The sequence below is a fragment of the Aeromonas sp. S16(2024) genome, from assembly GCF_041403065.1.
Taxonomy (GTDB): Bacteria; Pseudomonadota; Gammaproteobacteria; order Enterobacterales; family Aeromonadaceae; genus Aeromonas.
In genome coordinates this window covers 53,165-73,385 of record NZ_JBGLQX010000004.1, presented here as the reverse complement: position 1 = coordinate 73,385, position 20,221 = coordinate 53,165, and the positions used below count along the sequence as shown (strand labels likewise).

16 protein-coding genes are annotated in these 20,221 nt (G+C 62.7%); 7 read left to right on the top strand and 9 right to left on the bottom strand.

Annotated features, from left to right (window positions below; genetic code table 11):
* Positions 1 to 177: 177 nt before the first annotated feature.
* The gene (locus tag ACB030_RS04540) at positions 178 to 810 is read left to right on the top strand and encodes a peptidylprolyl isomerase (protein WP_205641139.1); all 633 of its coding nucleotides are present in this window, start codon (positions 178 to 180) and stop codon (positions 808 to 810) included.
* Between the two features lie 59 nt (positions 811 to 869).
* Here the strand turns inward: ACB030_RS04540 and ACB030_RS04535 are convergent, their stop codons facing one another.
* Positions 870 to 1,085 (bottom strand): SlyX family protein, encoded by a 216-nt coding sequence (locus ACB030_RS04535; protein WP_371158383.1) that lies wholly within the window; start codon positions 1,083 to 1,085, stop codon positions 870 to 872.
* Positions 1,086 to 1,099: 14 nt separating this feature from the next.
* A complete protein-coding gene (locus ACB030_RS04530) occupies positions 1,100 to 2,068 on the bottom strand; it encodes a WD40 repeat domain-containing protein (RefSeq protein ID WP_371158381.1) in 969 nt (322 codons plus the stop codon).
* Positions 2,069 to 2,187: 119 nt separating this feature from the next.
* Between ACB030_RS04530 and fkpA the strand changes: the two genes are divergently transcribed.
* On the top strand, positions 2,188 to 2,994 hold the full coding sequence (gene fkpA / locus ACB030_RS04525; protein WP_371158379.1) for an FKBP-type peptidyl-prolyl cis-trans isomerase: 807 nt from the start codon (positions 2,188 to 2,190) through the stop codon (positions 2,992 to 2,994).
* A 147-nt stretch (positions 2,995 to 3,141) separates the two neighbouring features.
* Positions 3,142 to 4,548, top strand: a complete 1,407-nt coding sequence (locus tag ACB030_RS04520) for a sigma-54-dependent transcriptional regulator (protein WP_371158377.1) — start codon at positions 3,142 to 3,144, stop codon at positions 4,546 to 4,548.
* A 217-nt stretch (positions 4,549 to 4,765) separates the two neighbouring features.
* Here ACB030_RS04520 and ACB030_RS04515 read toward each other — a convergent pair whose 3' ends face one another.
* From ACB030_RS04515 to ACB030_RS04505, 3 genes are all read right to left on the bottom strand, one after another.
* Positions 4,766 to 5,632: a tetratricopeptide repeat protein gene (locus tag ACB030_RS04515; RefSeq protein ID WP_371158375.1), complete on the bottom strand. Its 867-nt coding sequence runs from the start codon at positions 5,630 to 5,632 to the stop codon at positions 4,766 to 4,768.
* Between the two features lie 98 nt (positions 5,633 to 5,730).
* On the bottom strand, positions 5,731 to 6,066 hold the full coding sequence (locus tag ACB030_RS04510) for a hypothetical protein (protein WP_043132774.1): 336 nt from the start codon (positions 6,064 to 6,066) through the stop codon (positions 5,731 to 5,733).
* A gap of 116 nt (positions 6,067 to 6,182) precedes the next feature.
* Positions 6,183 to 6,524: a DUF2956 domain-containing protein gene (locus ACB030_RS04505; protein WP_371158372.1), complete on the bottom strand. Its 342-nt coding sequence runs from the start codon at positions 6,522 to 6,524 to the stop codon at positions 6,183 to 6,185.
* 252 nt (positions 6,525 to 6,776) lie between these two features.
* On the opposite strand from ACB030_RS04505, the gene ushA reads away from it, so the two are divergent.
* Entirely contained in the window at positions 6,777 to 8,531 is a 1,755-nt protein-coding gene (gene ushA / locus ACB030_RS04500) for a bifunctional UDP-sugar hydrolase/5'-nucleotidase UshA (RefSeq protein ID WP_371158370.1), read from the top strand.
* Positions 8,532 to 8,750: 219 nt separating this feature from the next.
* On the opposite strand, the gene ACB030_RS04495 is transcribed toward ushA, so the two are convergent.
* On the bottom strand, positions 8,751 to 9,602 hold the full coding sequence (locus ACB030_RS04495; protein ID WP_371158368.1) for a Tim44 domain-containing protein: 852 nt from the start codon (positions 9,600 to 9,602) through the stop codon (positions 8,751 to 8,753).
* A 426-nt stretch (positions 9,603 to 10,028) separates the two neighbouring features.
* Here ACB030_RS04495 and dnaB point away from each other — a divergent pair, with 426 nt between their 5' ends.
* Together dnaB and alr are read left to right on the top strand one after the other, a co-directional pair.
* Positions 10,029 to 11,423, top strand: a complete 1,395-nt coding sequence (gene dnaB / locus ACB030_RS04490) for a replicative DNA helicase (RefSeq protein ID WP_005330482.1) — start codon at positions 10,029 to 10,031, stop codon at positions 11,421 to 11,423.
* Between the two features lie 147 nt (positions 11,424 to 11,570).
* Complete coding sequence (gene alr / locus ACB030_RS04485; protein WP_371158366.1) at positions 11,571 to 12,644, top strand: alanine racemase; 1,074 nt, start codon at positions 11,571 to 11,573, stop codon at positions 12,642 to 12,644.
* A 154-nt stretch (positions 12,645 to 12,798) separates the two neighbouring features.
* Here alr and putA read toward each other — a convergent pair whose 3' ends face one another.
* The gene (putA, locus tag ACB030_RS04480) at positions 12,799 to 16,752 is read right to left on the bottom strand and encodes a trifunctional transcriptional regulator/proline dehydrogenase/L-glutamate gamma-semialdehyde dehydrogenase (protein ID WP_371158364.1); all 3,954 of its coding nucleotides are present in this window, start codon (positions 16,750 to 16,752) and stop codon (positions 12,799 to 12,801) included.
* 408 nt (positions 16,753 to 17,160) lie between these two features.
* On the opposite strand from putA, the gene ACB030_RS04475 reads away from it, so the two are divergent.
* Positions 17,161 to 17,598, top strand: a complete 438-nt coding sequence (locus ACB030_RS04475) for a VOC family protein (RefSeq protein ID WP_371158362.1) — start codon at positions 17,161 to 17,163, stop codon at positions 17,596 to 17,598.
* A 270-nt stretch (positions 17,599 to 17,868) separates the two neighbouring features.
* On the opposite strand, the gene fumC is transcribed toward ACB030_RS04475, so the two are convergent.
* Positions 17,869 to 19,260 (bottom strand): class II fumarate hydratase, encoded by a 1,392-nt coding sequence (gene fumC / locus ACB030_RS04470; RefSeq protein ID WP_371158360.1) that lies wholly within the window; start codon positions 19,258 to 19,260, stop codon positions 17,869 to 17,871.
* A 98-nt stretch (positions 19,261 to 19,358) separates the two neighbouring features.
* The gene (gene pepE, locus ACB030_RS04465; protein ID WP_371158358.1) at positions 19,359 to 20,099 is read right to left on the bottom strand and encodes a dipeptidase PepE; all 741 of its coding nucleotides are present in this window, start codon (positions 20,097 to 20,099) and stop codon (positions 19,359 to 19,361) included.
* Positions 20,100 to 20,221: the final 122 nt, after the last annotated feature.

The following is a 20,221-nucleotide window of genomic DNA, read 5'->3' as shown; positions in this document are numbered from 1 at the left end:
ACCGCTCATAAAGGTGTTTCGCCTCCAGTGAGGGGCCTCTTGATAATACCCGGGGTGGGGCAAGGCTCGTTCTGGACTGCTGACTTTTTCGGCATGGCGGAGCGGGGCAGATCATATGCTTGGCCACCTTTTTAAGGTATTCTGGGCCCGTTTTTTTCTATCCGCAGGATCCCTGACATGAAAGTAGCTCCCCTGAGCGTGGTTACGCTGGAATACACGGTCACCGACGAACACGGTGAAGTCATCGACACCACTGTCGGTAAAGAGCCTCTGGTGTATCTGCACGGTACCCGTTATCTGGTCTCCGGCCTCGAAGCCGAGCTGGAAGGCCGCAGCGTGGGCGAGGCGTTCGACGTCACCCTGACGCCAAGCCAGGCCTATGGCGAGTATGACGAGAACCTGGTGCAAGAAGTGCCCGGCGAGCTGTTCGATGGCATGGAAGTGTCTGAAGGGGATACTTTTGTGGCCGAGACCGACGATGGCCACCGTCCGGTGACCGTCATCGAAGTCTCCGAAGAGTTCATCAAGGTGGATGGCAACCATCCGCTGGCCGGTGTGACCCTGGGCTTCAAGGTCGAGATCAAGGACGTGCGTGCCGCCACCGCCGAAGAGCTGGCTCATGGCCACGTGCACGGTGCCGGTGGCTGCGGTCACGATCATGGCCATGATCACGACCACGACCACGATCATGACCACGGTGGTTGCTGCGGCGGTCACGGCCACGATCACGGTCATGACCACGGCGACGAGCAGGGTCACGGCGGTTGCTGTGGCGGCGGTGGTTGCGGTGGCAAGGGCCATCACCACTGATCTGCCGACTGGCAAGATGAAAAAACCCGCTGCGTGCGGGTTTTTTTATGGCGGCGCACTCAGTAGTGCGGGGGCGGCATCTCTTCGGCCATGCTGGCGATCTGGCTCGGCTGCACGCTCTGCAGCTTGTCCACCAGCAGCTGGATCTGATGCTTGAGCCGGTCGAGTTCACGGCCCTGGGTGGTCACCTCTTCGTTGAGTTGCTCCACCGTGTATTCGGCATAGGCGAGACGGCTTTCCAGGGTCTCGAGACGATCGTTAACTTGCTGAGTCATGGGCCTCTTGGTCCTTACTTGATAGTCCAGATTTCGGCCAGGCCACTGGAGCTGGCGCTGACGAGGTGGCCATTGTCGCGCAAAGCCACGCCATAGACCACAGCGCTCGGTGGTTTCACCTTGGGATGGGGAGAGACGCGCCAACTTTGCAGCAGGCTGCCATCGCTCACCTGCCACAGGGAGAGCTGACGGGAGGGGGCGCCGGTGACGAGCCAGTCGCCATCCTTGACGAACCGGGCGCTGGTGTAGACCTCGAAGCGGTGCGCGAACTGCAGCCGGCTCACCTCCTTGCCAGTTGTCAGATCCCAGATGCTGGCCTGACGACTGTCGGCGGTGAAGGCGAAGCGCCCCGCCGGATCCAGTCTCGCCATCACCACCCGGCCACCGTGGTTGAAACGCCACACCACCTGGCCGCTGCGGGTATCCCACAGATAGGCGCTGTAGTCGTTGCCGCCGGTGAGGGCGTAGCGGCCATTGGCGGAGAGATCCACCGTATTGACCTGCTCGCTGTGGCCGAGGAACTGCAGCCTGCGCCCGGTCTGGGTGTCCACCAGCTCCGCCTTGCCATCTTCGCGGCCGATCAGCACCAGACGACCGTCGGCCGAGAGTGCTGCATCCCTCAGGCTGGATTCAGGAAGTGAATAGTAGCCTTGGGAGCGACCATCTTGCAGGCGCCAGATGGCAAAGGTGCGCTGGGTGGCGGTGATGGCGTGGCTGTCGCCCGGGGAGAAGCGGGTGAGGGTGACGAACTCTTCTTGGTCCTCGCTCTGACGCCAGCGCCAGCGTTCCTTGCCCTGTTCCAGATCCCAGACCACAGTGCCCTGTCCCAGGCTGGAGACGATGGCCTGCTTGCCGGAACTGGCGAGATCCGCACTCAGCAAGCCCTGGTTGGCGAGGCGGATCTGCTCACCGGGAAGTGAGCTCTGTTCGCACCCTGTCAGCATCAGGCAGATACCGATGAGATAAATGGCACTTTTGATCATTTTTCCTGTCTCATGCTTTCGTTACCTGCGATCACGGCGTTAGTATAAGGCGCTTATCACGATAAACCTCTCATTTCACGAAGGAACCGAGAGCGGTATTTAGAGTTTTGGAGAAACTGATGAACAATTTTCTGAAGGTGTCCCTGTTGGCTGCGGCGGTTGCCGTGGGTCTGACTGCTTGCCAAAAAGATGAGAAGCCTGCTGCGAACACCGCAGAGGTCAAGGCAGAAGCCAGCAAGCCGGCAGAGGCTCCCAAGGCAGCAGCCAAGAGCTTTGAAGAGCAATCCGGCTATGCGATCGGCCTCTCCATGGGTCGTTATATCGCCAATACCCTGGAGCGTCAGCAGGAGCTCGGCATCAAGCTGGACAACAGCGTCATCCTCAAGGGTGTGACCGACGGTCTGGGCAAGGAAGCCAGCATGACTGACGAGGAGATCCAGAAGGTCCTGCAGGAATACGACGCCAAGATCAACGAACTGACCAAGGCCAAGGCTGACAAGGATGCGGTGGAAAACCTGAAGAAGGGTGAAGAGTACCTGGCCGCCAACGCCAAGAAAGAGGGCGTGAAGAGCACCGAATCCGGCCTGCAGTATCAGGTCGAGAAGCTGGGTGATGGCGCCAAGCCCAAGGCCACCGACATCGTCAAGGTGCACTACACCGGTACCCTGACCGATGGCACCAAGTTCGACAGCTCCGTCGATCGCGGCGAGCCGGCCACCTTCCCGCTCAACCAGGTGATCCCGGGCTGGACCGAAGGCGTGCAGCTGATGCCGGTCGGTTCCAAGTTCAAGTTCTTCCTGCCCTCCAAGCTGGCCTATGGCGAGCACGGTGCAGGCTCCATCCCGGCCAACGCCGTGCTGGTATTTGACGTCGAGCTGCTGGCCATCGAAAAGCCAACCGCCGAAGGCGATGACGCGAAGAAATAAGCGGTAAACGCGATGAAAACGGCTCCCCAGGGAGCCGTTTTTGCTTGTGTCGCGCCAGGATAGGCCGGAGAAAGCAGGGGCCCGTCTTGAGTGTGTGGCGGCTAGCCCCCAGAATAGACAACAAAATCAATCGCAAGGATGGATCTCGTGGCTGAAAGCAAACCCCGTGTCCTGCTGGTGGAAGATACCCGCAGTCTGGCCGTCGTCTATGAGCAGTACCTGGTTCAGGATGGCTATGACGTAGTGCTGGCCGATTGTGGCCAGCAGGCACTGGCACAGTTGCTGGCCAGCCCGCCCCCCGTGGTGCTGCTCGACCTCGAACTGCCCGACATGTCCGGCATGGCCATACTGCAGCAGATCACCGAGCAGCAACTGCCCTGCTCGGTGGTGGTGATCACCGCCCACGGCTCGGTGGACGTGGCGGTGGAGGCGATGCGCTGCGGTGCCTTCGATTTCCTGACCAAGCCGTTCGACGGCAAGCGGCTCTGTGCCACCGTCCGCAACGCCTTCAAGCATCAGCAGCTCAGCTCGCTGGTGGCCCAGTATAGGGAGAACTTCGAGCGCAGCGCCTTTGCGGGCTTCATCGGTGCCTCCATGGCGATGCAGGCTGTCTATCGCATCATAGAGAGCGCGGCGCCGAGCAAGGCGACCGTCTTCATCACGGGGGAGAGCGGCACCGGCAAGGAGGTCTGTGCCGAGGCCATCCATCAGTGCAGCCCGCGCCGGGATCAGCCCTTCATCGCGCTCAACTGCGCCGCCATTCCCCATGACCTGATGGAGAGCGAGATCTTCGGCCATGTGAAGGGATCCTTTACCGGTGCCCAGGGGGATCGCAAGGGGGCGGCCAGCCTGGCGGACGGCGGCACCCTGTTCCTCGACGAGATCTGCGAGATGGATCTCGACCTGCAGAGCAAGCTGCTGCGTTTCATCCAGACCGGCACCCTGCAGCGGGTCGGCAGCGGCAAGGTGGAGACGGTGGACGTGCGCTTCGTCTGCGCCACCAACCGGGATCCCCTGGTGGAGGTGAAGGCGGGGCGTTTTCGCGAGGATCTTTACTACCGGCTGCATGTGATCCCGCTCTCCCTGCCCCCCCTGCGCGAGCGCGGTGAAGACATACTGCTGCTGGCGCGGGACCTCTTGCTGCGATATGCCAAGGAGGAGCACAAACGTTTCAAGGATTTCGATGCCGATGCCGTGCGGGTGCTGCTCGATTACCCCTGGCCCGGCAACGTGCGCGAGCTGCAGAATGTGGTGCGCAACATAGTGGTGCTCAACGATCGCGAGCTGGTGAGCAAGGAGATACTGCCGCCGCCGCTCAACGGCGGCCGTGCACTCCCGATGCCTTTCCCTGCCGAGGCAACTCCCGAGATCCAGGCCGAGCCCATGCCGACCCCGCCGCCGGTGCGCCCGCTCTGGCTGGTGGAGAAGGAGGCCATAGAGCAGGCCATCGCCAGCTGTGACGGCAACATCCCCAAGGCGGCGGCGCTGCTGGAGATCAGCCCCTCGACCATTTATCGCAAGAAGCAGGGGTGGGAAGAGGCGAGTCTTGCTTAAGCCTTAAGGCCGCGAGGTTGGAGATCAGCCCTTCACTCCCTCATTTATCGCAAGAAGCAGGGGTGGGAAGAGGCGAGCCTGGCTTAAGGCTTAAGGCCGCGGGGTTGGAGATCAGCCCTTCACTCCCTCATTTATCGCAAGAAGCAGGGCTGGGAAGAGGGGGGCTTGGCCTGAGCGACGGGCGGCGTGAGCCGCCCGCTCTTTTTGTGGCGCGCCGTCAGAGCTTGGCGAGGCGCTTGAGCCTGGCCAGCCGCTCTGCCTCGTTGGCCTTGAACCAGCCATCCTGTGACAGCAGAAACCAGGCGCGGGCAAAGTATTCGGTCACAGTTGGATCATTCAGCGCCAGCGCATTCTCCCCCAGCTCTTCAAATACATAGCCATCCTCGGGGACGCCGGCGGCGGCCATGTCGTCCCGCAGCTGGCTGAGTTCGGCCTGCGCCTGTTCGTGCAGGCCCTGGGCCCGGCTCAGCCGTGCCAGGCTCCAGCGGGCGATAAAGGCCTTGCCCTGGTTGTCGTGCTGCTGGTGCCAGGCCAGGCACTTCTGCTGACAGGCTCTGGCTTCATCGAGGCGTCCCAGCTCGAACAGGGTCCAGCCCTGATTGTTGTAGAGGGTGGCGAGCCAGCCGCGCACTCGCTTGTCCTGGCTGTGTTCGGCCAACTCCATCGCCAGCTGATGCCAGCGGCTTTGCTCCTCCAGCGGGGCGGCTATGGCCACCATGTGGGCCGCGTCGATGGCCAGATAGCGCTCCTCGTGCTTCACCCCCTGCTGCCAGGCCTGTTCGAACAGGACTCTGGCGCTGGCCTTGTCGCCGGCGGAGTTGAAGGTGCGGCCACGCTCCAGCAAGGCGCGAAGGCGGGCCCGCGGGGTGGCGTCGGTGAGGCGGGGTTCTATCTCGTCGAGCAACTGGTGGGCCTGTGAAAACTGGCGCTGCAGCGAATGGGTGCGGGCTATCTGGGTGAGCAGCTCCAGTTCGTACTGCAGATCGGTAACGCGTGCCTCGGGCAGTAGTGCTTGAAAACGCAGGGCAGTGGCGGCGGGATCCTGATAATCCCACTGCGCCATGAAATCGGGCGGATTGTTCATTTGGCCTCCTTGCCGGTTATCCGCCCACCAAGATGCCTGAAGGCCATTGTTTGTACAAGAAGGGGAGAGCCCCTTGAGTCATGCCAACGGCCAACCGGTCAGTAGACCATGGCCAGGCTCATCAGCATCAGGCCGAGGGCGGCGAAGGCCCCCTCCTTGATGGCCAGGCGCGGCACCAGCGCCTTGGGCAGTGCCGGGAACAGGCAGAGCGCGAAGCCAAGCCCCGGCATCAGCCAGTGAAAGCCGGGGCTGCGCAGGCTCGGGTCTGCCGCCCCATTGATGACGATGAGCAGGATGAAGAGGGTGAAGGCGGGCAGGATAAACCAGCGGGCGTTGCCGGCGGCGACCGCTCGCAGGGGAGAGATGCGATAGAGCACCAGGGTCACGATAAAGAGTACAAGGGGGGCCAGCAGATAGAGGGGGGCCGGATTCATGATGGGGGTCTCCAGACAAGGGGGGAAGAGTGTAAGCAGCCGGGGCGAGTAATGACCAGCGCGCCGGCCCCGGGCTGTGAGGCCGATCCCAGGGCAAAGGTTTGCCAGGCAAGGGATCAGCGCAGCCAGATCCAGGCACAGCCAAAGGCTAGCCAGCTCAGCACCAGCAATGCCCATGGCAGCGGGTGCTGGCGAGTGACCTCGACAAGCTCGATCTCATGGGCCTCTTCCTCATGCTCGCCCTGCTGTGGCGGCTTCGCCCTGGCTTGCTGCTTCTTCTGGCGGTTCGCCTCCCGGGCTCGCGCCTTCATCTGCTTCTTGTATTCGTCTATGCCCTTCTGGACCCCCTGGGCGATCAGCTGGGTCTGCTCCTTGGTCTGCCCCGGCTTCTGGTTGGCGCGGGCTACCTTCATCGCCTCCTGCTGGGTCTCGGGGGAAATCTTGTCGTATTTTGCCATTCACGGCTCTCCTTGGCATCGATTGGCGGGAAGTATGCCATAACTGTTTCCGGCCGGCTGCCATCACCACCGATGAAATGATGCGGCTGGGCAGGGGCGCATAATGGGAATATGAAGAGACAGGTTGCGCTGGTGATCACATTTGGCGGAATTTGTGAGTCACTGATGAAAAAGCGTCACATGTTGTTTGTTATATTACGGACCGACTCGAGACCGGGTCATCCAATAACAAAATAACAAGGTGATATGGAAATGAATTATAAATTTGTCAAAGGAAGTGTCGCGCTGGCTGTGCTCGCCGCGCTGAGTGGCTGCAATATCTCAAGCAATGACAGCGTCGCCCCCTGCAGCGAGAATGTCTGCAAACTGACCATTCTGCACACCAATGATACCCACGGTCGTTTCTGGCACAACGCTGAAAATGAGTACGGTATGGCTGCCCAGAAGACCCTGGTCGAGCGTCTGCGTGGGGAGGCCAAGGCGGCCGGCAGCGAGGTGCTGGTGCTCTCCGGTGGTGACGTGAATACCGGGGTGCCGGAATCCGATCTGCAGGATGCAGAACCCGATTTCATCGGCATGAACAGCATCCGATACGATGCCATGGCGGTGGGCAACCACGAGTTCGACAACCCTCTCAGCGTGCTGGAAAAACAGCGCAAGTGGGCCCAGTTCCCCATGCTGTCTGCCAACATCTATGACAAGGCCAGCGGCAAGCATTACTTTGACCCCTACAAGGTGTTCAAGCTGGAGAACGGCCTCAAGGTCGCCGTACTGGGCCTGACCACCGAGGATACTGCCCAGCTGGTGGATCCTGACAACGTGAAAACCCTGGAGTTTCGCGATCCTACCAGCGAAGCGGCAAGGCTGGGCAAACAGATCCGTGACAATAAAGAGGCCAATCTGGTCTTCGCCATCACCCACATGGGTCACTATGCCGATGGTCAGCACGGCAGCAATGCACCCGGTGATGTCGAGATGGCCCGGGCGCTGCCGGCAGGTACTCTGGATGGCATCATTGGTGGCCACTCCCAGAACCCGGTCTGTATGGAGCCGGGTACCACGAACAAGTACGCCAATTTCAAACCGGGTGACGACTGCCTGCCGGATCAACAGAACGGCACCTGGATCATGCAGGCTCACGAGTGGGGCAAGTATGTGGGCCGTGCCCAGTTCGACTACCAGAATGGCAAGCTGACCCTGACCAGCTATGAGCTGATCCCGGTCAACCTCATCAAGCGCAACGCCAAGGGGGAGGCGGTCGATGCAAATGGCGTCGTGACCAAGGACCCGACCAAAATGGTGTTGATCAAAGATGAGATCATCAAGGATCCAGAGCTGCTTTCTACCCTCCAAGTCTTCCAAGACAAGGGAGAGGCAGAACTCAATATCGATATTGGTGCTACTGATGGCCTGCTTATGGGAGAGCGGAAATACGTTCGCTATATGCAGACCAACCTGGGTCGTCTGATCACGACCGCGACCACAGAAAAGCTGAAGGCAGATTTCGGTATCGTCAACTCGGGTGGCGTGCGGGCTTCCATCCAGGCTGGCACTATCTCCTATCGGGATGTGCTGACCGTCCATCCGTTTGGCAACACCGTCAACAAGGCCACCATGAAGGGCAGCGAGCTGGTAACCTATCTGGGCAAAGTCGCAACCCTGACTGGTGGCGGCTATCCCCAGTTTGGCGGTATCGATATGCAAGTTAACTGTGGCGCCAAGAGCGTGACCATCAACTCAATTGCAGGCAAAGCATTCGATGCCGATAGCACATACAGTTTTGCCATCCCGAGCTTTAGCGCATCCGGTGGTGACGGTTACCCGGTGATCAACACCATCAACGCTGGTCTGGTCGATGCGGGGGTGCTCAAAGAGTATGTGGAAATGAAACAGACTATTTCTGCTACGGAATATCAACCAAAGGGTGAAGTGATGTTTATCAACAACACCCTTAATCCCGCCAATGCAAATAACTGTGGCAAAGACCCCATAGACCCAATCAATTAATAACCACCACACAAAACCGGAACCCTTGGGTTCCGGTTTAATGTGATGGTCAGTCTGACCCACAGACCAGCAGGCTATGCTTGTTGGTCTATTTTTTTATACTTCAGGAGAGCATCATGGCGACTATCGAACTCTCATGTTCAGGGCATTAAGGAAATAAGAGAAGAGGCGGCCTATTGGCCGCCTCTTGCTTAGTAACAAACTGACAGGGATAACGCCTTACAGCTGCTCGATGCCGACGATGTGCCAGGGGGCATTGTCCTTGGCCAGGTTGCGCTCGAGGTGCCACACCTCCTTGATGTCCTCCTCGACCTGCTCCTGACGGTCCATGTAGCGACCGCTGAAGCGCACACTGACCTGGGCCCAGTCGCTGCCGTAGTCGGCACGCACCAGCTGGGTGTCCACATACATCACTTCGGTGTGCTGCTCGCCGGTCAGTTCGGCGCGCTCGGCCTGGAGGTGCTGGAACAGTTCCGGGCTCACGTACTCGCGTACCTTCTCCAGATCGTTCTTGTTCCAGGCTTCTTGCAGGGTGCGATAGTGATCGCGGGCACCGGACAGGAAACCGTTCATGTCAAAGCCTGGCGGCAGGCGGAAGGGGACGTCGCTGTCGGCAAAGCCGGTCGCCTGCGGGGCGCCGTTATTCTGCTCGAACTGCTGCGGCGCCGACGGTGGCTGATAGCCCGCATAGGCCGCCTGGGGTGGGGTCGCAGCCGCCTTGTTCTTGCGCAGGGCGCGGATCAGGAACACGGCACCGAGCGCCAGCAGGGCGATCAGCAGGAAGTCCATGCCCTGCAGGCCTTCGAAGGCGCCGCTGCCCAGCAGGTAGGCGAACAGGCCACCGGCCAGCAGGCCGCCCAGCAGACCACCCATCATGCCGCTCTTCTTGGGCGCCGCAGCCAGGGTCGGGTTCTTGCCATTCACGGGAGCTGCAGTCGGAGCCGGTTGGGCCGGTGCCGTCTTGTAGCTCTTGCCAAAGGATTTGCCGCCACCAAATTTCTTGGCCTCGGCGATGGGTGCCCCAAGGCCAATGGCCAGGATCACGGCAAACAGGGTCAGCATCTTTTTCATTTTGACTCTTTCACTCTCATGTAGGTGGGGGCATGCTCTGCTTGTGCAAGCTCAGCGAGGCGCATGGCAGGCTGCCGGTCCCTTTTTGTGTTGCAGCTTGCGGGTATGATTAACATGTCTGGCATGAATTATTCATGAACAGATTGCCCCTCCCGGGGGCACCAAGGAGGATGCCCATGAGAAACAGACGACCGAGTCGTTCGGTGCGCAGGCTGCGCAACAAGCTCAAATCCAAGGCGAAGGATCAGACCCTGGTCTGGCCCTTCCTCGTGCTGTGAGGGGCAAGGAGGGTTCCAGAAGCCGATGAGCCGGCCACCCGAAAGCAGGCAGGCCACCGGATGAGGTGAATAGCGCGCATTAGCGCTCGCGATGGCGGGGTTTCTTTTGTAAAATTCCCGTCCCCTTCCCGCTGCGGTTTTTATGTGTATGGCAGAGCAAGTGACGGCGAAAAAAGACGCCAAGACACAACAGCTGAAAGTTCCCCCCCACTCTTTTGAGGCCGAGCAGTCCGTACTGGGCGGCCTGATGCTGGATAACGAGGCCTGGGATCGGGTGGCCGAGCGGGTGATCGACAAGGATTTCTACAGCCGTCCCCACCGCCTGATCTTCCAGGCCATGACCCGCCTCTCCAACGCGGGCAACCCCATCGATCTCATCACCCTGCAGGAGGAGCTGGAGCGCTCCGAGCAGTTGGAAGAGTCCGGCGGCTTCGCCTATCTGGTGGAGATCGCCAAGAACACCCCGAGCGCCGCCAACATCAACGCCTACGCCGAAATCGTGCGTGAGCGGGCCGTGGTACGGGAGATGATCTCGGTCGCCAACGAGATAGTCGAAGCGGGTTACGAGCCCCAGGGCCGCACCTCCGGCGATCTGCTGGATCTTGCCGAGAGCAAGGTATTCCAGATTGCCGAGCAGCGCTCCAGCGCCAACGAGGGCCCGCAGCCCCTGAAGCTTATTCTGGAGCAGACGGTCGACAAGATTGAGGAGCTGTTCAAGACCCCCCACAACGGGGTGACCGGGGTCTCAAGCGGTTACGGGGATCTCGACAAGATGACCGCCGGTCTGCAGCGCTCGGACCTCATCATAGTCGCGGCCCGTCCCTCCATGGGCAAGACGACCTTTGCCATGAACCTGTGCGAGCACGCGGCCCTCACCGCCGACAAGCCGGTGCTGATCTTCTCCCTGGAGATGCCCTCCGAGCAGATCATCATGCGTATGCTCGCCTCCGTGGGGCGCATTGACCAGACCAAGGTGCGGACCGGCCAGCTCGACGACGAGGACTGGGCGCGCCTCTCCTCCACCATGGGACTCTTGCTGGAGAAGGGCAAGATGTACATCGATGACGCCTCCGGCCTCACCCCGACCGACGTGCGCTCCCGTGCCCGGCGCATCGCCCGCGAGCACGGCGGCCTCTCCATGATCATGATCGACTACCTGCAACTGATGCGGGTACCGGCGCTCTCTGACAACAGAACCCTGGAAATCGGTGAAATCTCCCGCTCCCTCAAGGCCTTGGCGAAAGAGCTGCAATGCCCTGTGGTGGCGCTCTCCCAGCTGAACCGAAGCCTGGAGCAGCGGGCCGACAAGCGACCGGTCAACTCGGATCTGCGGGAATCCGGCTCCATTGAGCAGGACGCGGATTTGATCATGTTCATCTACCGCGACGAGGTGTATCACGACGACAGTCCCGACAAGGGGATCGCCGAGATCATCATCGGCAAGCAGCGTAATGGCCCTATCGGAAGAGTGCGCCTCACCTTCCAGGGCCAGTTCTCCCGGTTCGACAACTATGCCGGCCCGGCGTTTGATGACGATTACTAAGCCGGGGTCGAGATCGCCCCGGATACCAGCAACAGTTTTCCCGGTTCGACAATTCTGCCGGTCCGGCCTTAGACGATGACTATCAAGGGATGACACCACTCGGTGCCTGGCGCAGGTGCGCCATCATGCCCTCGTAAGGGAAAACAGATGAAAGCGGCTATTGCCCAAATCGATACCTCGGCCCTGCGCCACAACCTCGCCGTGGTCAAGCGCCACGCGCCTTCCTGCAAGATCATCGCCGTGGTCAAGGCCAACGCCTATGGCCATGGTCTGCTGCCGGTGGCCCGCACCCTGGTGGATGCGGACGCCTATGCGGTGGCCCGCATCGAGGAGGCGCTGATGCTGCGCTCCTGCGCCGTGGTCAAACCCATAGTGCTGCTGGAAGGCTTCTTCTCGAGCGCCGATCTGCCGGTGCTGGCGGCCAACAACCTGCAGACCGCGGTGCACACCTGGGAGCAGCTCGAGGCCCTGGAGCAAGCCGAGTTGCCGGCTCCCGTGGTGGCCTGGCTCAAGCTCGACACCGGCATGCACCGGCTCGGGGTGCGGGCCGATGAGATGCCCGCCTTTATCGAGCGACTGGCCCGCTGCAAGAACGTGGTGCAGCCGTTCAACGTCATGACCCACTTCAGTCGCTCCGATGAGCTCGAGCAAGCCACCACCCGCGAGCAGATCGATCTCTTCAGCCGCCTGACCGCGCCCCTCAAGGGCGAGCGTGCCATGGCAAACTCGGCGGGCATCCTGGCCTGGCCGGACTCCCACTGCGACTGGGTGCGCCCCGGCGTCATCCTCTACGGCGTCTCCCCCTTCCCGAACACGGTGGCGGCGGATTACGATCTTAAACCCGTGATGACCCTCAAGACCCAGCTTATCGCGGTGCGGGATCACAAGGCGGGCGAGCCGGTGGGCTATGGCGCCAACTGGGTGTCGAGCCGGGATACCCGGCTCGGCGTCATCGCCATCGGCTATGGCGATGGCTACCCGCGCATGGCACCCAACGGCACCTCTGTGCTGATCAATGGCCGCATAGTCCCCCTGGTGGGCCGGGTCTCCATGGACATGACCACTGTGGATCTCGGCCCAGGCGCCACCGACAAGGCCGGCGACGAGGCCGTGCTCTGGGGCGAGGGCTTGCCGGTGGAGCGGGTCGCCGAGGAGATAGGCACCATTCCTTACGAGCTGATCACCAAGCTCACCTCCCGGGTGTTTATGGAGTACGTTTAACCCCCCTCATCCCCGACCCTTCTCCCGCAAGGGGAGAAGGGAGAACAAGAAGGCCGCCCCGATAAGGGCGGCCTTCTTTTATGCTCGTTTATCCCATTGCCGAAAGAACAAGCCCCGCGTCTGCGGGGCCTGGGTCTCTGTCGGTGTGTGGTGCTTAGCCTATGGTCATCAGGCTGGCATTGCCACCGGCGGCGGCGGTGTTGACCGAGAGGGCGTGTTCGATCAGCAGGCGCTCCAGGGGGATGTCGGTCTCGCCACGGTGCAGGCCGTGCACGCCGACGATGGCACCAGCACGGGCGGCGGCCAGCTTGGCCACTTCCCGCAGCTGATCCGAGTCGCCGTGGTGCAGCAGGGCATCGAAGCCGATGTCGCTGCTGGCCCAGTCCGCCACCAGCTGGATACGCGCCTGTACCTCGCCGGGCAGGCTGGTCAGCAGGGTGCGGTTCTGGGCATTGTCCTGCCACAGCACTTGCGTCCCGACGGCCAGACAGGCCGCCAGCTGGGCCAGCAGATCCGTTTTGGCTTCTTTATCGTCTGCGGCCAGACAGAGCACCCGCTCCCGGGGCAGCAGGCTGTAGCTGTTGCGCTCGCCGGTGGGGCCGACCAGCAGCTGGGTCAGGCCGCTCAGTGCCAGCTCGCCGTAGCGATCGCACAGGGCCACCAGTGCCGGGGCCTGCTTGCTCGCCCAGCCGCGCAAGGCCAGCAGTGCCGGTTTGGCGGCCTCGGCTTGCGGGGTTGCCCCCGGCTCCTGGCGAAGCTGGCTGGTCACCGCCTCCTGCGGGCGTGCCCCGAGCAGACGGTACATGTAGAGCGGGCCACCCGCCTTGGGACCCGTGCCGGAGAGCCCTTCGCCGCCGAACGGCTGCACCCCGACCACGGCGCCCACTATGTTGCGGTTGACGTAGAGGTTGCCGACCTTGGCGGTGTTGACCACCTGGGCTATGGTCTCGTCGATGCGGGTATGGACCCCCAGGGTCAGGCCGTAGCCGCTGTCGTTGATCTGCGCGAGCAGCTCGCCGAGCTTGGCACGGGGGTAGCGCACCAGGTGCAGCACAGGGCCGAACACCTCCGGGCCCAGCTCATCCAGGCTGTCGAGCTCGATGAGCGTCGGCAGCACGAAGGTGCCGCGGCTGCAGGCGCCCTCCTGCGTGCGGGCAATCTGGTGCACCCGGCGACCCTTGTCCCCCATGGCCTTGATGTGGCGCTCTATGTTGGCCTTGGCCTCGGCGTCGATGACAGGGCCTATGTCGGTGGAGAGGTGCTCGGGGCTGCCGACCTTGTACTCGGCCATGGCGCCCTTGAGCATGCGGATCACCCGTTCGGCCACGTCGTCCTGCACGCACAGCACCCGCAGGGCGGAGCAGCGCTGACCGGCGCTGTCGAACGCCGAGGAGATGACGTCCATCACCACCTGTTCGGTCAGGGCGGAGGAGTCGACGATCATGGCGTTCTGGCCGCCGGTCTCGGCGATGAGGGGAATGGTGCGGCCCTGGGCGTCGAGGCGACCGGCCAGGTTGCGGGAGATGATGCCCGCCACCTCGGTGGAGCCGGTGAACATGACGCCGCGCACGCGTTCGTCCGCGATAAGGGCCGCGCCCACGGTTTCACCGCGGCCCGGCAGCAGTTGCACCGCACCGGCGGGGACGCCGGCCTCACGCAGGATACGCACCGCTTGCGCCGCGATGAGGGGGGTCTGCTCGGCAGGCTTGGCGAGCACCGTATTGCCGGCTGCCAGCGCCGCGCACACCTGGCCGCTGAAGATGGCCAGCGGGAAGTTCCAGGGGCTGATGCAGACCACGGGGCCGAGCGGTCTGTGGCTCTCGTTGGCGAAGTGGTTGCGCGCCTGGGCGGCGTAGTAGCGCAGGAAGTCCACCGCCTCGCGCACCTCGGCGATGGCGTTGGCGAAGGTCTTGCCGGATTCGCGCACCAGCAGACCCATCAGGGGTTGCAGCTCGGATTCCATCAGATCGGCGGCGCGCTCCAGCACGGCGGCCCGCTCGGCCGGCGGGGTCGATTGCCAGATCTGCCCGCTGGCCAGGGCGCAGGCGAGAGCCTTGTCCACCAGCTCTATCGTGGCTTCGCTCACCTGACCGACGACGTCGCGGTGATCCGCCGGGTTGACGACGGGCTGGAGAGTGCCGGAAGCCTCAAGCTCGCAACCCAGCATGGGCAGGGCCTGATAGGCGGTGTTGGTGCTGGCGAGCAGGGCGGCGGACAGGGACCCCAGACGGTGCTCGTTCGCCAAGTCCAGGCCGGCGGAGTTCGGGCGAGCTTCACCGTACAGCTCACGGGGCAGGGGAATGCGCGGGTGGGGCAGACCCAGGCTGCCTTCACGGGCGGCCATCTGCTCGATCTGCTGTACCGGATCCTGAACCAGATCCTGCAGGGAGATGCTGTTGTCCGCGATGCGGTTAACGAAGGAGGTGTTGGCCCCGTTCTCCAGCAGGCGGCGCACCAGGTAGGCGAGCAGGGTCTCGTGGCTGCCGACCGGCGCATAGATGCGGCAGGGGCGACCCAGCTTGCCGTCGGCGACCTTGCCGACCACCTGTTCGTAGAGCGGCTCACCCATGCCGTGCAGGCACTGGAACTCGTACTGGCCCGGGTAGTAGTTCTGCCCCGCCAGCTGGTAGATGGCCGACAGCGAATGGGCGTTGTGGGTGGCGAACTGGGGATAGATGGACTCGGGCACCGCCAGCAGCTTGCGGGCGCAGGCGAGATAGGAGACATCGGTGTAGGGTTTGCGGGTATAGACGGGGTAACCCTCCAGGCCATCCTGCTGGGCGCGCTTGATCTCGCTGTCCCAGTAGGCGCCCTTCACCAGCCGGATCATCAGGCGGTGACGGCTGCGCTTGGCAAGATCGATGACGTAGTCGATCACATAGGGGCAGCGCTTCTGATAGGCCTGGATGACGAAGCCGATGCCGTTCCAGTCCGCGAGAGACGGGTCGAAGCAGAGCTTCTCCAAGAGATCCAGAGAGATCTCCAGCCGATCGGCCTCCTCGGCGTCGATGTTGATGCCGATGTCGTACTGCCTCGCGAGCTGGGTCAGCCCCAGCAGGGTGGGGTAGAGCTCTTCCATGACGCGATCGTACTGGGCGCGGCTGTAGCGCGGGTGCAGGGCGGAGAGCTTGATGGAGATGCCCGGGCCCTCATAGATGCCGCGGCCATGGGAGGCCTTGCCGATGGCGTGGATGGCCTGCTCGTAGGAGGCGAGATAGCGCTTGGCATCCTCCTCGGTGAGGGCCGCTTCCCCCAGCATGTCGTAGGAGTAGCGAAAGCCCCTGTTTTCCATGTTGCCCGCGTTCGCCAGCGCCTCGGCTATGGTCTCGCCGGTGACGAACTGCTCCCCCATCAGGCGCATCGCCATGTCCACACCCTTGCGGATCAGCGGCTCGCCCCCCTTGCCGATCAGCCCCTTGAGGGAGCTGTTGAGGCCAGCCTCGTTGTGGGTGGCCACCAGCTTGCCGGTGATGAGCAGGCCCCAGGAGGCGGCGTTGACGAACAGGGAGGCGCTCTGGCCCAGATGCTGGCTCCAGTTGCCACCGCTTATCTTGTCGCGGATCAGGGCATCGCGGGTCGCCTTGTCGGGGATGCGCAGCAGCGCCTCCGCCAGACACATCAAGGCCACCCCTTCCTGGGAGGAGAGGGAGAACTCCTGCAGCAGACCCTGCACCAGGCCCTGACGGCCGCTGGCGCTCTTCTGGTTGCGCAGCTTCTCGGCGATGCTCAAGGCGAGCCTCTGGGTGGCCTCGGCCTTCTCCTTGGGCAGGCGGGCCTGCTCCAGCAGCATGGGCACGGCCTCGGTCTCGGGGCGGCGATAGGCGGAGGTGATGGCGGCGCGCAGCACGGACTGCGGCAAGATGCTCTCGGCAAACTCGAGGAAGACCTGGATCCCCTGCTCGGTGAGGGTCTCGATGGCCTCTTCCCCGGCGGCAGCGGCCAGACCGGACTGCTCGGGCGGGGTCAGGCCCCGCTCCAACTGCTCCAGATAGGTGAAGATCGCCTGCTTGATCAGCCAGTGGGGGGTGCGGTCCAGGGTCTGGGCGGCCTGCTTGAGACGGTCGCGGGTCGCTTCATCGAGTTTAACGCCGAGGGTGGTAGTGGCCATGGGACTTCCTGTGTCTAGAAGGTAACAATATTACCGGACGGTTAAATTTTGCCGAGAATGGCGCAACCAGGTGCAACCTTCAAGCAAGAATTTTTAATGTCCCGGCTACATTGTTGAATTCTTCTATGCCAAATGGCTCGGCAGATTGATCATGAAAATAGGGCTAAATACAGCTTTTCACCGAAATATTAATAGGTTGTATGCATGTTTCTGGGATGGGAGGTGGGGTGCAACCCTTGATGTATCCGGGTTGCTCTTTTTTCATGAAATATCAGCCAGGTACTCATGGGGAAACGGGGGGAAGCACCACTTAGGACTCACGGGGGTAGTGAACGACCTGGGTGGCGTTGGCTCTTCTATGCTGATAGCTGGCCTCGAAATCCGCTATCAATGACCAGGGAGATCATCATGGCGCGTGTCAGTACCTATCTCAATTTTGCCCGGGAGACGGAGGCGGCCTTCCTCTTCTACCGCGAGGTGTTCGGCGGCGAGTTCAGCGGCCCCATCCACAGATTCAAGGAGTCCCCCGGCTGCCCGGGCCAGCCGCCCCTGTCACAGGAGGATGGCGATCTGGTGATGCATGTGGAGCTCGCCATCTTGGGCGGCCACGTGCTGATGGGCACGGACGCCCCCGCCAGCATGGGGTTCACCCTGGTGCAGGGCAACAACAGTTACCTCAACCTGGAGCCGGACAGCCGGGCCGAGACCGACCGTCTGTTTGCGGCCCTGGGGGAGGGCGGCCAGGTGGAGATGCCGTTGCAGGAGATGTTCTGGGGCGACTATTTCGGTTCTCTGGTGGACAGGTTTGGCACCCGCTGGATGTTCAACTGCCAGAGCAAGAGCTGAGCCCTTGCCTGTGAATGAGAAGGGGCGCCGCGGCGCCCCTTCTGTTTTAAACCACCTCCATTTACCTGGTCCCACCATCTGGGGAGCACCGGCATCTGACTCCCGGGGGCTGAGATGACCTATGGCTGCCATCCCGCCATCTCGCCGGGAAGGATCCAGACATCGGACTCCTGGGGGCCGAGATGGCCCAAGGCAACTTGGCTTATAGCTGCCGCCCTACCATTTCCGCCGGTATGACCCGGGCATCGGGTTGCTGGGGGCTGAGATAGCTTATGGATGCCGCCCTACCATGTCGGCGGGCACCACCCAGGCATCGAACTGCTGGGCCGTGAGGTGGCCGGAGGCGATGGCCGCCTCCCGCAGCGTCAGCCCCTGGTGGTGGGCCAGTTTGGCAATCTCGGCGGCCTTGTCATAGCCGATGTGGGGGTTGAGGGCCGTCACCAGCATCAGGGAGCGGGCCAGCAGCTCGTCGATGCGCGCCCGGTTCGCAGCGAGGCCGAGGGCGCAGTGATCGTGGAAGCTCTGCATGCCATCCGCCAAGAGCCGCACGCTTTGCAGGAAGTTGTAGGCGATCATCGGCCTGAACACGTTGAGCTCGAAGTTGCCGCTGGCACCGCCGATGTTGATGGCCACGTCGTTGCCCATCACCTGGGCGCAGAGCATGGTGAGCGCCTCGCTCTGGGTCGGGTTGACCTTGCCCGGCATGATGGAGGAGCCGGGTTCGTTCTCCGGGATGCTGAGCTCCCCCAGCCCGCTGCGGGGGCCGCTTGCCAGCCAGCGCACGTCGTTGGCGATCTTCATGAGAGAAGCCGCCAGCGTCTTGAGGGCGCCATGGGCATGGACCTGGGCATCGCTCGCCGCCAGGGCCTCGAACTTGTTAGGGGCACTCACCAGGGGCAAGCCGGTCTGCTGTGCCAGGGTGCTTGCCACCGCCTCGGCAAAGCCGGGCGGGCAGTTGAGACCGGTGCCGACCGCGGTGCCGCCGAGGGCCAGCTCACACAGATGGGGCAGGGCTGCATTCAGGTGGCGCTCCCCTTGCGCGAGCTGGGCGACCCAGCCGGAGATCTCCTGACCCAGGGTGAGGGGGGTGGCGTCCTGCAAATGGGTACGGCCAATCTTGACGAGGTCGTCGAAGGCGGCGGCCTTGTCGGCCAGGGTCTGTTTGAGGGTGATGAGAGCAGGCAGCAGCTGGCCTGTGATGGCGGTGACGGCCGCCAGGTTCATGGCGCTGGGGAAGACGTCGTTGCTGGACTGGCTCTTGTTCACCTCGTCGTTGGGGTGCACCAGCCGCGCCTCTCCCCGTTCGCCGCCAAGCAGCTCGCTGGCGCGGTTCGCCAGCACCTCGTTGAGGTTCATGTTGGTCTGGGTGCCTGAGCCGGTCTGCCACACCATCAGGGGAAACTCGGCATCGTGCAGGCCGCACAGCACCTCGTCGGCGGCGGCCATGATAGCCTGGGCCTTGCGGGCGGGCAGCAGCCCCAGGGCATGGTTCACCCTGGCGCAGGCGGACTTGATGCGGGCGAGGGCATGGATGATCTCCATGGGCTGGCGCTCCCCCGAGATGTTGAAATGGTGCAGGGAGCGCTGGGTCTGGGCCCCCCAGAGCCGCGCCGCCGGGACTTCGATATCACCGAAGCTGTCGTGTTCGATCCTTACTGTCATGGCCTTCTCCCATCGAAAAACAAGGAGCAAGGGATAACCCTTGCCCCCACAGCATGGCAAATCCCGTGATCGCTCACATAGGTTCGTTTCTCATGGCGTCAGTCGCGGGGCTGAAACGGCGTCAGCGCGGCCAGTGGCCGGGCGTCCTCATACTCCTGGATCGCCTCGCCGTGCTTGAAGATCTTGAAGCCTTCGCCGCGCACGCTCCAGTACTCGACGGTCTCGCCGCTGCTCTCGCCGCTGATCTGCAACAGGCTGGCCTCCCGCAGGGCCACCACGGATTCGCTCGGGTTGATGGCGCAGAACTCGGCGAGCCGCTCATCCCGGGTCTCCCCCATGTGGCCGCTGATGCTGGCATCCAGATAGTGGGGATTGATCTGCAGCGGGAACAGGCCCAGCGCCGGCAGCACGGCGGCGCTGCACACCGGCATGTCGTTGGTGGTGCGGATGCTCGGGGTCGCCACGTTGCAACCGGCGCTCCAGCCCACATAGGGCACGCCCCGTTCACGCACGGCCCGCTGTATGGGCACGATGAGACCGTATTCGTGCAGCAGCTGGTTCAGGCGCCAGGTGTTGCCGCCACTGATGAAGATGGCGTCTGCCTGGTTGATGGCGTCCACGGGATCGTCGAACTGGTGGATGCTGATGGCCTCCACCCCCAGGCTCTCGGTGAGATCCTGGGCACGGGCATCCCAGTCGCTGCGGATCACCGCATAGGGAATGAGCAGGATGCGCTTGACCTGTTTGCGGGCGAGCAGGGCCTGCACCCGGTCGCGGGCCCAGCCGAGCAGGCCCGGGTGTTCGGTAGTTTTGCCATTGCTGAGCAGAAGCAGTTCCATGAAGTCTCCTCGAAATAATGCGCAGGACCTCGGTCCGTCCTGATAAAGGGAAGGGGTTACTCTACCCCCAAGGCGGCGCCAAGTGTGTGATCTCGCCGCGTTTTGTGCCCCGGGGTTTGCCC